At 57.1% G+C, this 11,737-nt stretch carries 10 protein-coding genes and 1 pseudogene; 6 read left to right on the top strand and 5 right to left on the bottom strand.

Annotated features, from left to right (window positions below; genetic code table 11):
• Positions 1-159: 159 nt before the first annotated feature.
• The 4 genes and pseudogenes from GGD50_RS30415 to tam all read right to left on the bottom strand — a co-directional run bounded on the left by GGD50_RS30415 (position 160) and on the right by tam (position 3,959).
• Complete coding sequence (locus tag GGD50_RS30415) at positions 160-918, bottom strand: helix-turn-helix transcriptional regulator (RefSeq protein ID WP_246451629.1); 759 nt, start codon at positions 916-918, stop codon at positions 160-162.
• A 1,402-nt stretch (positions 919-2,320) separates the two neighbouring features.
• Positions 2,321-2,515: a hypothetical protein gene (locus GGD50_RS30410; RefSeq protein WP_183940883.1), complete on the bottom strand. Its 195-nt coding sequence runs from the start codon at positions 2,513-2,515 to the stop codon at positions 2,321-2,323.
• A 16-nt stretch (positions 2,516-2,531) separates the two neighbouring features.
• Positions 2,532-3,043 (bottom strand): annotated as a pseudogene (locus GGD50_RS33040) (cation:dicarboxylate symporter family transporter).
• Between the two features lie 142 nt (positions 3,044-3,185).
• Positions 3,186-3,959: a trans-aconitate 2-methyltransferase gene (gene tam / locus GGD50_RS30395; RefSeq protein ID WP_183940879.1), complete on the bottom strand. Its 774-nt coding sequence runs from the start codon at positions 3,957-3,959 to the stop codon at positions 3,186-3,188.
• An 89-nt stretch (positions 3,960-4,048) separates the two neighbouring features.
• Between tam and GGD50_RS30390 the strand changes: the two genes are divergently transcribed.
• Together GGD50_RS30390 and GGD50_RS30385 are read left to right on the top strand one after the other, a co-directional pair.
• On the top strand, positions 4,049-4,795 hold the full coding sequence (locus GGD50_RS30390) for a transporter substrate-binding domain-containing protein (RefSeq protein ID WP_183940877.1): 747 nt from the start codon (positions 4,049-4,051) through the stop codon (positions 4,793-4,795).
• A gap of 106 nt (positions 4,796-4,901) precedes the next feature.
• Entirely contained in the window at positions 4,902-5,825 is a 924-nt protein-coding gene (locus tag GGD50_RS30385; RefSeq protein ID WP_183940875.1) for a GntR family transcriptional regulator, read from the top strand.
• A gap of 48 nt (positions 5,826-5,873) precedes the next feature.
• Here the strand turns inward: GGD50_RS30385 and GGD50_RS30380 are convergent, their stop codons facing one another.
• Positions 5,874-6,125 (bottom strand): acylphosphatase, encoded by a 252-nt coding sequence (locus GGD50_RS30380; RefSeq protein WP_183940873.1) that lies wholly within the window; start codon positions 6,123-6,125, stop codon positions 5,874-5,876.
• 351 nt (positions 6,126-6,476) lie between these two features.
• Between GGD50_RS30380 and GGD50_RS30375 the strand changes: the two genes are divergently transcribed.
• From GGD50_RS30375 to GGD50_RS30360, 4 genes are all read left to right on the top strand, one after another.
• Complete coding sequence (locus tag GGD50_RS30375; protein ID WP_183940871.1) at positions 6,477-7,571, top strand: isocitrate/isopropylmalate dehydrogenase family protein; 1,095 nt, start codon at positions 6,477-6,479, stop codon at positions 7,569-7,571.
• A 121-nt stretch (positions 7,572-7,692) separates the two neighbouring features.
• Positions 7,693-8,793: an ABC transporter substrate-binding protein gene (locus GGD50_RS30370; RefSeq protein ID WP_183940869.1), complete on the top strand. Its 1,101-nt coding sequence runs from the start codon at positions 7,693-7,695 to the stop codon at positions 8,791-8,793.
• Between the two features lie 60 nt (positions 8,794-8,853).
• Positions 8,854-10,620: an ABC transporter permease gene (locus tag GGD50_RS30365; protein WP_183940868.1), complete on the top strand. Its 1,767-nt coding sequence runs from the start codon at positions 8,854-8,856 to the stop codon at positions 10,618-10,620.
• Complete coding sequence (locus GGD50_RS30360; RefSeq protein WP_183940866.1) at positions 10,613-11,689, top strand: ABC transporter ATP-binding protein; 1,077 nt, start codon at positions 10,613-10,615, stop codon at positions 11,687-11,689. The genes GGD50_RS30365 and GGD50_RS30360 overlap by 8 nt, the downstream gene beginning before the upstream one ends.
• Positions 11,690-11,737 lie beyond the last annotated feature (48 nt).

The following is an 11,737-nucleotide window of genomic DNA, read 5'->3' as shown; positions in this document are numbered from 1 at the left end:
ACCAATTCACCGGTATTTCGAGGTCTCCAAGCGTCTAAAAGGAACTTCGGCTCGGTTGCGGAGCGGACAAACAATCGCAATGCAGGAAGTCATCCTTGTCCTTCTCAGCGTTTAGTGTAGCCAGATGGGATGCTAGCAGTGCTGACCGTTGGCCATCCGTTAGCGGGTTCTTTTCGCGGCGCATTCCATGTCGTGTTTGGGGGAGACACCGAAAGCGGCACGATATTCTTGAGCGAAACGTCCTTGATGTGTAAATCCCCAGCGGCATGCGATTTCACGGACAGTTAAGGATGTCGCCGCCGCCGTTATTTCCTCCCGTGCGCCGGCAAGACGCAGCTGCCTTAGATAAGCCATTGGTGTCATATCGAAAAATCGCCGAAAATTGACCTGAAGCGTCCGTACGCTGACGCCTGCTGCCGCTGCCATGTCGGCGATCGTAATGGGCATTGCGATATGTTCTCTTGCAAAGTCCGACGCTCGTCGGAGCTGTCGGGGAGCAATCGTCTGTGCCGGTGATCTGGTGTCGGAGAGCGTGTGGGGCAGATTCTGCACCATCAGCAGACAGAACATCTCCTGGAAGCTCGTCAGGGCAAGGGGAGAGACCTCTAGGTTCTGATCGGCGCAGATCTCATCTCGGAAGAAACGCATCAGCTTGAAAAGCGGTGCGGCCGGTCCCGCTGTCATATCCTGCCGGGGAGCGAATTCGAAATCGGCGGGTGGCAGACGTTCGAAGGTGCTGATCAGAGCGGCGTGTACCGCGCTCCTTGGGATACAGAAACCTTCCGCAACGGAGCCTGCATGGATGTTTACCGCGGAATAGCGGTCGGCTGTCGTCAGCAGCGCTGTGCCCGGCGTGATAGCATGGTGTATGCCGCCCGTTGCCAGGTCGTAGCAGGTTCCATGCTCGACGAAAAACATGAAATCGTCATTTTCGATCGTGACGGCAAAGGCGCGGTCCGATGATGTCGCTCCCGTCCACCCCACCAAATCACCGGCACCATGAACGCCGAACGAAAAAAGACCACGGCTGTCGGTACTGAGAGGCCGATAGGAATTGTCCTGCTTTTCGCCCGTAAGCCATTCGGAAACCTCACTCGTCGTGAGCGAAGTCGCCTCAAGTTTGAACGCTAAAATATCTGTCAACTTGGCCCTCCATTATTCAATGCTTAAAATGCGCTGACCCAAGAGAAAACTACATAATATTATCACATTATGCCATAAATGCTCTGCTGCCGTTCCGCGACAGACAGCAAATGTAGAAAATGAGAAGAATATATTTTTCAATATTTTTAGTCGTGCTCTGGAAATATCTCGTATCGATTGTCGATTGCGCCATCAGCGCAACTTTTGATAGATGATTTCTGGAATATCTTCCGAGATTGTTATTTCTAATGGAATGAAAGTTATCAAATATTGCTAGATGTAGTCTCAGAGTATATTGATCTATATTGTAGCTCTGCGTTTTAAAGATCATACGATGCTTAATATTCTGATATAAGATAAAACATATAGGGGGCCGTAAGAAGTTTGTTGCGACGCAACGACAGTCCAGTTTTTTGATCGTTATCACTACAAAAATCTATTGGTCAAGATTTGAGAATTTGGATGGACTTTCCGTTCGCGAGGTTCTGATCGGCACGAAAATCACAATGCCTCTGGCGATCTGGCCCAAGCGGACAGAGGTATAATCTGCGGCTGACGCTAGGCGAGCTGGAGGTGGAATCGATCGTGCCCTCCGTAAACTCCGCCTCCCCGCCACGCCTAGAACCAGGTTGCGCGGATGCCCGAACCGACGGGAAGCCCGCAGATCTCAGCCGTGTTCCCGACGAGGAACTGGCTGCGGCAGGACCAGCCATCATCCTCGACCTTGCATGCGGCGCAGGTGAAAAGGAAATTTCGAAAAGTGATCTTGCCGCAATGACGCTGCAGCGCGACTGGGTCTATGGCTCCAGCAGTCCCAAAGCCTTTGCCGCATGTGCAACGCGCTAAAAAGGCCAACCGTTCGATCGCGCTGCATGTAGCGGAAGGATCAGGCCATAATGTTCCATTCGACCGTCCGGACATTATTGCCCGGCTAATGTTAAACTGAGACGCGGGACTTAGTTGAGTATCGCGCGTAGACAGTGGGGCCGATCGCTGTGCAAACAACCGAAGTGTCTGGCTGGATTTGAGCCTAATGCTCGGAGGTCTTGGAAACTCCGGCGGTCCCCCGATCGCGAATAACTATGCCCCTTCATAGGAAACTTTCAAGGCTCACGCCCCTACAGTGCCCATTGAAAGGGCATACGTTCCAAAAGACTAGAATGCAGCGTCTTTCTCTTCATGCACCGGCTGAAGTTTCAGCAACATCTGCAAACATCTCTACGGCAAAAACTTGAAGTGCGCGCGGCTCGTGCCCGGTCAGCTTCAGAACAGAATCCGTAACGGCAGCGGTCCAGCCCATTCGGACAGGTAGCATGATGCCGGCCAGAACTTGTGCGTGGGCTTCAGGCACGCCAGCAGCCTTGAGGTTCACTATAAAAGTTTCATCATCAATTGTGAACCGCGCCGGGTTTGCCGATGGTGAACGCCATCGCCCCGAAAGCGCCGATCGGCGCAAGATACATCAGGAAGCCGACCATCTTGAAGAATAGGTCGGAGACCTGCTCGATGACGACAATAAGCTGTTCGCTCGCACGGCCGGCACGGGCAAGCGCGCATCCCGTCAGGACGGCGATGAACACGACCGGAAGAATTTCACCGTTCACGAGGCCGCAACGAAGGTATCCGGAATGATCTTGAGGAAGAAATCGACCAGATGCTGGGATTCCGCGGTTTTCGCAAAGCCCGCTACGGCGTCCGCCTTCAACGAGGACGGATCGATGTTCGTTCCGGCCCCTGGCTCAATGATATGCGCAACGACAAGCCGGATTAACAATGCGGCGGTCGTCAGAATCTCGAAGTAGAGGACCGTCGTCAGTCCGACCCGGCCGAGCGCCTTCATATCGGACATCCTGGCGATGCCGATGACAATGATCGTGAAGATCACCGGCGCGACGACCATTTTCAGGAGCTTGATGAAGCCGTCGCCGAGCGGCTTCAGAATTGATGATTAGTCGCCGCCGTATGCCGGGAACATGTGACTGCAATTGGGGTGGCGGTTGCGCAAACTTTGCGAAATGGTTCAGTCAGCGCAGCTAATGACCTTAGCGAGAGGCGACGATGAACAGCCGGGGAAACGGCAAAAGCACTGTGCCGTCAGCCATCACCGGATAGCTGTCAGCAAGAAGGCCTTTGTAGATCCTGAGATATTCGGCCTGCTCTACGACCGACAGGCGGCTGAGGTAAGGCAGCAGCCCCGAACCCTTGAACCAGTCGACGATCCCATCCAGTCCGGCCAGAGGATGATTGTAGGTGGTCCGCCAAATATCGATCTTTGCCGCATGCGGCTTCAGGATCGACCAATAGTCGGATGCCGACAAGATCGTCGTGCGCTCGCCGTCGGCAGCCCGGAGACGGTCGACCCAGCGTCCGTCGTCGGCGGCGGTCCTCATGCCGACATGGGTCGGTTCGTTCAGATTATCAGGCATCTGGACGGCGAGCATACCGCCATCCCTCACGAAGGACATCAGGGTCGGAAGCAGCGTTTCATGATCGGGCAGCCATTGCAGGACAGCATTTGCAAACAGTAGATCCTGCGGTGCATCCGGCCTCCACGAGGCGATGTCGGCGAGTTCGAAGCGGCAGGAGGAAAGCCGCTTTCCAGCCGCTTCGATCATTTTCGGTGACGAATCCATCCCGAGGATATCGGCTAAGGGAAAGCGCTCTATCAGCAGCTCGGTCGAATTGCCGGGACCGCAGCCGATATCGGTTATTCTGGTCGCATTCGGTGCTGCCACGCGCGCCAGGAGATCCATGGCCGGACGGGTGCGATGATCTTCGAACCTGAGATATTGGGACGGTGACCAGGCGGCGGACATGACGATGCTCCTTCTTCTATGGCCAATAAATTTGCATTTCTATCTTTATAAATGCGATAATGCATCGTCGAAATGCGGCAGGATATCCCATGCAAGCCAATTCCTTCGAACTATCAGAACAAGAACGCAACGAACTCGCCCCGAATGGCAGCATGCTTGCGGGCATCGCCGTTGGCCCGGCCGCCTCGGCGGTATGGTGCGTGCGCGATGCAGCCGGCGGGGAGCCGCGCGGCGTGACCGTCACGCTGGCGCGTGAGATTGCCAGACGCTGCCTTCTTCCGCTTCAACTGGTGGAATTCGCCAGTTCGGGCGATATCGTCGCCAATGCCGGGGACGGCTCATGGACGCTTTCCTTCGTGCCGATTGACGATGAGCGGCGCAGGCTGGTCGCGGTTGGCTCGAACTATTATTTAGGCGTGAGCACCTATCTTACGCGCGCTGATGAGTTTCGCAGCGTGGTGGATGTCGACACGAGCGGTGTCCGGGTCGCGGGAATTGCCGGAACCGCAACGTTTCGCAGCGCCCAGAAGTCGCTTCACCGCACCTCCATAGAAGCGATCGTATCGCTTGACGAGGCGGTGGCCAGGTTTCGAAATCGCGAAATCGATGCGCTCGCTCTCGGAAAAGAGTCTATTCTCAGTCTGCTTGCCGATTTCAAGGACTGCCGCGCCGTGGAAGGCCATTTCCACGAGGCCGGAACCGCAGTCGTGGTGCCGAAATCGCATGCCCACGCTCTGGCGGCAGCCACGCGAATGATCGAGGTGATGAAAGCCGGCGGTACAATCAGAAGAGTGTTCGATGAGAACCAGATGCCGCATGCGGCCGTTGCACCATGATGGTTTTCTTGTCTGGCAAATCCACCGGGGGCCAGACTTTGCGCTACTCAGATATCGGATAAGGCCTTATTCTGATGGTGATTCAGGGATAACGAGTGCACCATAGATGCGAAGCAGCCAACTCACGACAAATATTGCAAAGGAGATCGCTCAGTTGATCCGGTCCGGCGAACTCAAGCCGGAAGAACATCTGAGCACCCAGGGGCTGGCGGACAAGTTCGGCGTATCCCGTTCGCCCGTGCGCGAGGCCATGCAGGTCCTGTTCGAGCAGGGGCTCCTGGAGCAGAAACTAAATCGCGGCTTCTTCGTCTCAGCAACAGTGACCATCGAAGAGAACGATGCTCACGACGATCAGCTTCCCGAAACGATGAGCGATTATCATCGGCTGTCCGAGGACTGGCTTACCGACCGCATTCCGGCCGATGTGACCGAGCAGATGCTTCGCGAACGCTACGATCTGACCAAGGCGCAGCTCAACGATATTCTGGTGCGTGCCACCAGAGAGGGATGGGCCGAACGGAAACAGGGCTACGGCTGGCGACTGCTTCCCGTCGCCAAGACGGCGGAAGCCTTCGAGCAGATTTATCGTTTCCGCATGCTGATCGAACCGGCGGCAATGCTGGAACCCACATTTGCGCTCGATCGCAAGATCATCGAGGAACAGCGCCGCATCCAGGAGCGCATGTTGGCGACCGACATCAGGAACTTGCCGGCCGAACGGCAACTGTACAATGGCTCGCTGTTTCATGAAGAGCTGATCAAGATGTCCTGCAATCCGTTCTTCCACATTTCACTGGTCCGGGTGAACCGGATGCGCCGCCTGCTGGAATACCGATCCAATGTCGATCGTGACCGATTGCACGGCCAGTGTCAGGAGCATCTCGCAATCCTGGCCCTGCTGGAGAAAGGCGAAATCATCGAGGCTTCCTATGCCATGCGGCGCCATCTTGATGGCGCGCTGTCCCGCAAGTCTCCGCTGCAGTGGTCGCAGGGAGTGGCCGCGAACCGCCGCGTGGAACTCGTCAAATAGTCCAGATCGCGAAAAAACCGGCTCGCAAGCGCTTCGGTTGCGGCGCCATTAGCCGGTGATGACAAAATCCGCCGGCCCTTCCACAAGCGGGGTGGGCTCCTCGATGGCACTTGAGACGGATGCGCCTGCGGGCCCTTGCCAGAAGCGCGTCATCATCGCTGAGGCCGCCGCATCCGGTCCTGTGATCAAGGCAAGGACCGATCCATCCGCCTCATTGCGGGTCCAGATGCGGAAACCAACCCCCTGCACCTTGCCGGTTATTCGCACCAAAGCGACAACGCGATCGTCGCCGATGACCATCTCCTATCTGGCAACGTGAGCGAAAGTGGAAAGCGTTATGACCGACGCAGGAAGTGCCGGTTCCCGGGCTGCGTGAGCTATAATGCGCCGGTTGGCTTTATGGAAATATAAAGCCAATAGTGCGCGAGGGCTCACCGTCATCATTGCATTTCACTGGATTTGCATAAAACGCTAATCCATTGCTCCGCCCAAAGGTAGAATGGGAATCTAGTTAAGGGGAGAAAAAGGGGACGAATTAGAAAATTCGGCCGCTCCGCAATAATAGTTTGCATTTTTACATCTCAAAAGCCAATATGCCTCCGTGATGATGTGCGGCGAGTAACGCTGTCGCCTTCCAGGGAGATTGATCACATGAAGATTATGGTTACGCCGTGCGACGGCATCGGGCCGGAGATCACCGCGGCAACTATGGAGGTCCTGCAGGCAACCGACAAAGCCTATGGGCTGGGGTTGACATACGACTACGAGGACACCGGTTTCACCAGCCTCGAAAAGTACGGTACGACCTTGTGCGACGAGGTTCTGGAGCGAGCTCGCGGTTATGATGGCATCATTCTCGGGCCGCAGTCGCACATGGATTATCCGGCGCGTGATAAGGGCGGCGTCAATGTTTCTGCCGGCTTCCGCGTCAAGCTGGACCTTTACGCGAATGTTCGCCCGGCTCGCTCGCGCGACTTTCTAAACAATGCCAAGAAAATGGATCTCGTGATCATGCGCGAGGCGACCGAAGGGTTCTATCCGGACCGCAACATGGTTGCTGGCACGGGTGAATTCATGCCGACACCGGATGTCGCGCTTTCGGTGCGCAAGATCACGGCGCAAGCGTGCGAGCGTATCGCTCGCCAGGCCTTCATCCTGGCGATGAAGCGAGATAAGCGCGTCACCGCGGTCCACAAGGCGAACAATTTCATCCTGACGGACGGCTTGTTCATGAAGCAGGTTCGCAAGGTCGCGGAGGAGTTTCCGGAGGTCAAACTCAATGATTTCATCATCGATGCCATGGCCGCGCATCTGGTGCGCGATCCCTCACGCTTCGACGTGATCGTTACGACCAATTTCTATGCCGATATCCTGTCCGATCTCGTCAGCGAGCTATCCGGCAGCCTTGGTCTTGCCGGCTCGATCAATGCGAATGCCGAGCTTGGTCTCGTCTGCGCACAGGCTCAACATGGGTCTGCTCCGGATATCCAGAATAAAAATATCGCTAATCCGACCTCACTAATCCTGTCCGTTGGTATGATGCTGAGCTGGCTCGGCGAACAGCGCAAGCTCGCGAATTTCGAGGCGGCCGGTGCCGAGATCGAACGCGCTATCGACGAGGTCCTGGCAAATCCGGCGAGCCGTACCCGCGACCTGGGCGGCACGGTCGATACCGACGCCTTCGGTACGCTGGTTGCACAGGCAATCCGCAATGACAGCGGTGCGAGGAAAGCCGCAAACGCATAGCAGCATATCGGTTTTCTGGCTGCATGCAGCCAGTCGAGCCTTTGAAGGACGCGAGGTGCGCCCTTCAGACCATCGCCCGAGGGAGACAGGTGTTCGGGCGCATTCTTGGGAGAAGAAAATCATGAAAAACTATATGTCCCCGAAGGGGATCGCCGTCACGGCTGCAGTTGTTTCGCTGCTGGCATCCGCGGCATTGGCGCAGGACGTTCCCGCGGGCTATCCGGCAGATTACGCCTCCATTATCGCCGCGGCGAAAAAGGAGGGAACCGTCTCGGTCTACACATCGACCGATGCCGCGCAGTCGCAAAAACTGCAGGATGCATTCAGCAAGAAATACGGCATCAAGATAGCCTATAACGATCTGGGCACGAACGGTGCCTATAATCAGGTCATCTCGGAAGCGGCGGCAAAGCAGACCACGGCCGATGTCGTCTGGAGCTCTGCAATGGATCTTCAGATGACGCTCGTGCAGGACGGCTATGCGGACGAATACGTCTCTCCGGAAGCGTCAAGGCTGCCGGCATGGGCCGATTACAAGAATGAGCTCTATGCAACGACCGTAGAACCGATAGGCGTTATCTTCAACACAAAGGCCTTGAGCGAAGACAAGCTTCCCAAGACCTATGCCGATATGATCACCTTTCTGAAGACCAACAAGTCGACGCTGCAGGGCAAGGTGGCTACCTTCGATCCGGAAAAGAGCGGCTCCGGCTTTCTCCATCATTCGAACGACGCCCGCAACCGCAAGGACTTCTGGGATCTTGCCAAGGCAATGGGCGACGATGGCGCGAAGATCTACTCCAGCTCCGGCGGCATGAAGGAAACCGTCGTTTCCGGCGAAAACGTCATCGCCATCAACATCATCGGCAGCTATGCGCTGGCTTGGGTCAAGGAAAGCCCGAACCTCGGCGTTCACTTCGCCACCGACTACACCCCGGCCTTTTCTCGCCTGATCCTGAAGACGAAGGATGCACCGCATCCAAATGCGGCGAAGCTCTTCATCGACTTCATGCTTTCGTCCGAAGGCCAGTCGCTGCTGGCCGAAAGCGGTCTTCCGTCGGTTCGCCAAGACGTCACGAGCGGCCTCAATGTCAAGACGCTCAACGACCGTGTCGGCGGTGGCCTGAAGCCTATCGCAGTCGACGAAGGCGTGCTGGAATACATGGATCAGATGAAGCGCGTCAAATTCCTCAATGACTGGAAGGCAGCCCTCGGCCGCTAATGCTTAACGGCTGCGGCGCTGGTGGCGCTGCAGCCCCTCAGATGGATTCGAGAGGCACTGATGTCTACACAAGCACAGGCTCCGCGCGCGATTGCGGTCTCCGCAAAGTCCGCGCCAGCCGAAAAAAACTATCCTCCGAAGATGCCGCGCGTGGGGAATGCCAACGCATACCGCGTTATCGTTATCACGCTGCTGGCGATTGCAGTGCTTACGCCGGTCGGCCTTATCGTCTACCAGAGCTTTCTCACGGCGCCGTTCTTCAGTCCTCGGGCCCGCTTCGGTTTCGATGCCTACCAATATGTCTTCACCGACAAGGCATTCTATCGGGCGCTCGGCACAACCGCTCTGTTTTCATTCGGGATGGTCGCAATCGCCGTTCCGCTTGGAGGTGTCCTTGCATTCCTGATCACACGGACGGACATCCGGCTCAAACGACTGCTGGAAATCCTCGTCCTGGTGCCGATGTTTATCTCGTCGATCGTGCTCGCTTTCGGCTATACGGTTTCGGTGGGGCCTGCGGGTTTCCTTTCGATCTTCGTCCGTAATCTCGTCGGTTTCGTTCCTTGGAACATCTACAGTATCTGGGGCATGATCCTGATCGCCGGCCTTAGCCACGTTCCGAACGTCTACCTCTATGTTTCCGCAGCCATGCGAAACCTTCCGTCCGATCTGGAGGAGGCGGCTCGGACGACTGGCGCGTCCATCTGGCGTGTATCGCGAGACGTCACCTTGCCGATGGTTCTGCCGTCGCTGATCTTTGCTGCAGCTCTCAATATCCTGTTGGGTTTCGAAACCTTCGGCATCCCGCTCGTTCTCGGCGACCCGAACGGCATCATGGTGCTGACGACCTACATCTATAAGCTGACTACCCTGTTCGGGACGCCGACATATCAGCTGATGGCCGTCGTTGCCGTGGTCCTCGTCCTGATCACTCTTCCGCTTGTGTGGATGCAACGCCGTCTGCTTCGCAACGCTCGCCGTTACGCGGCTCTCGGTGGCAAGGGGGCTCGCGTCGCGACCCTCAAGCTTGGCGCCAGCGGCCAGGCAATCGCCCTTGGCATCATCGGCCTCTGGCTATTTGTGTCGGTCGTTCTTCCAATCGGCGGCATCCTTGTGCGTGCGTTCGTCGATGCGTGGGGCGAGGGGGTGAACCTCTTCGATCATCTGACCGTCGCCAACTTCGCGCACCTCTTCGACGTGCCTGCCTTGAAGAACGGTATCATCAACACGATCCTGCTTTCGGTTGTCGGCGGCGCCGTCGCCGTTGGGATCTATCTTCTGGTCGGGCTCGCAGGCCACCGGAACTGGGGTATGTCCAACACGGTTCTGGACTACATCGTCCTGCTGCCGCGTGCGCTTCCGGGATTGGTCGTTGGTCTAGCGTTCTTCTGGGTATTTCTGTTCGTGCCGTTCCTGACGCCGCTGCGTCCCACACTGGTCAGCCTATTCGTAGCCTATGTCGTGGTCGGGCTTTCGTACGGCCTGCGCCTTCTTCAGGGAACGCTCCTGCAGGTCGCGCCGGAATTGGAAGAATCCGCTCGCACGACCGGTGCAACGATCGGGCGGACCTGGAAGGATGTCGTCATCCCGATCGTTCGACCAGGCCTGGCCGGCGCGTGGGCCTTGATCATGATCATCTTTCTGCGGGAATACGCAACAGGTGTCTATCTCATGGGCGCTGGGACCGAAGTTGTTGGTTCCCTCATGGTCTCGCTGCTGCAGACCGGCGCAATGAACACCATTGCTGCGCTTTCCCTCATTAGCATCGTACTGACGGGTGCAGGCCTTGCCCTGGCACTCCGTCTGGGAGCAAAAATCCATGACTGAACTCGTCGTCAACAATGTCCAGAAATGGCTGGGCGGTCTGCAAATCCTGAAGGGTGCTTCGTTTACGGCGGAGCGGGGCAGCATCGTGGCACTGCTCGGCGCATCGGGCAGCGGCAAGACCACGCTTCTTCGCTGCGTCGCGGGCCTGGAGCAGCCGGAGGTCGGTTCCATCGTCATCGGCGGCAAGACCGTGCTCGATGGCGAAAAGAAACTGGCTCTGCCACCCGAGCAACGCAACATCGGTCTTGTTTTCCAATCCTATGCACTTTGGCCGCATCGCACCGTCAAGGAAAATGTCGGCTATGGCTTGAAACTTCGCGGTGTGAACCCGAGCGACATCGGCAATCGCGTTCAGGCAATCCTCGACCGCCTTGGCCTAGGTCATCTCGCCGACCGCTATCCGTCGCAGTTGTCTGGCGGCCAGCAGCAGCGCGTCGCAATTTGCCGCGCTTTGGTGTACGAACCGCGCGTGCTGCTCCTCGACGAGCCGCTGTCAAACCTCGATGCCAAGCTCCGCGAGGAGGCACGGTACTGGATTCGCAAGCTGATCCTCGATCTCGAAATCTGCGCGATCCTGGTGACGCATGACCAGAGCGAAGCCCTTGCGGCCGCCGACAACATTCTTCTGCTCCAGGATGGCCGGATCGTCCAGCAGGGAGGTCCGCAAGAAATTTATTCGAACCCGAACAGCTTCTACTCCGCGGATTTTCTTGGCGCGAACAACATCGTCAAGGGCAAGATCCAGACGGTTGATGGCAAGGCAGCCACCATAGGCGGCAAGGGGTGGTCGCTGAACGGCACGGTCCGGGAGGCTTCCGGCCTCGGTCCGGCTGAGGAAGCCCGGGCTGTTATCCGCGTTGAACAGATCAAGGTCACGGACGCTCCCGCAAATGACGGGATCGAAATGGATCTCGATGACAGCATCTATTTGGGCGACCGCTGGGAATACCGGCTCCGCCGCGGGGATTTCGTGGCAAAGGCGCATGGAACGAAACAGATGGCGACGGGCAAGGTTTGGGCACAGATCCCGCCCGAAAGCGTCTGGGTTTTCGCTGACGCCCAGAAATAAGCCACGTCGAAGGCGGCCGCCTCTCCTCTCAAGGCGGCGGCCAACTCC

The sequence above is a fragment of the Martinezella paranaensis genome (assembly GCF_014200235.1).
Lineage (GTDB): Bacteria > Pseudomonadota > Alphaproteobacteria > Rhizobiales > Rhizobiaceae > Rhizobium > Rhizobium paranaense.
The sequence above is the reverse complement of the archived record's forward strand: the minus strand, read 5'-3'. Positions and strand labels throughout refer to the sequence as shown.

What these genes read in the sequence shown, in the direction of transcription:
- GGD50_RS30415 (WP_246451629.1), bottom strand. Translation starts at nt 918, where the DNA reads ATGTTTTTCGTCGAGCATGGAACCTGCTACGACCTGGCAACGGGCGGC.
- tam (WP_183940879.1), bottom strand. Translation starts at nt 3,959, where the DNA reads ATGTCCGCCGCCTGGTCACCGTCCCAATATCTCAGGTTCGAAGATCAT.
- GGD50_RS30390 (WP_183940877.1), top strand. Translation starts at nt 4,049, where the DNA reads ATGCAAGCCAATTCCTTCGAACTATCAGAACAAGAACGCAACGAACTC.
- GGD50_RS30385 (WP_183940875.1), top strand. Translation starts at nt 4,902, where the DNA reads ATGCGAAGCAGCCAACTCACGACAAATATTGCAAAGGAGATCGCTCAG.
- GGD50_RS30380 (WP_183940873.1), bottom strand. Translation starts at nt 6,125, where the DNA reads ATGGTCATCGGCGACGATCGCGTTGTCGCTTTGGTGCGAATAACCGGC.
- GGD50_RS30375 (WP_183940871.1), top strand. Translation starts at nt 6,477, where the DNA reads ATGAAGATTATGGTTACGCCGTGCGACGGCATCGGGCCGGAGATCACC.
- GGD50_RS30370 (WP_183940869.1), top strand. Translation starts at nt 7,693, where the DNA reads ATGAAAAACTATATGTCCCCGAAGGGGATCGCCGTCACGGCTGCAGTT.
- GGD50_RS30365 (WP_183940868.1), top strand. Translation starts at nt 8,854, where the DNA reads ATGTCTACACAAGCACAGGCTCCGCGCGCGATTGCGGTCTCCGCAAAG.
- GGD50_RS30360 (WP_183940866.1), top strand. Translation starts at nt 10,613, where the DNA reads ATGACTGAACTCGTCGTCAACAATGTCCAGAAATGGCTGGGCGGTCTG.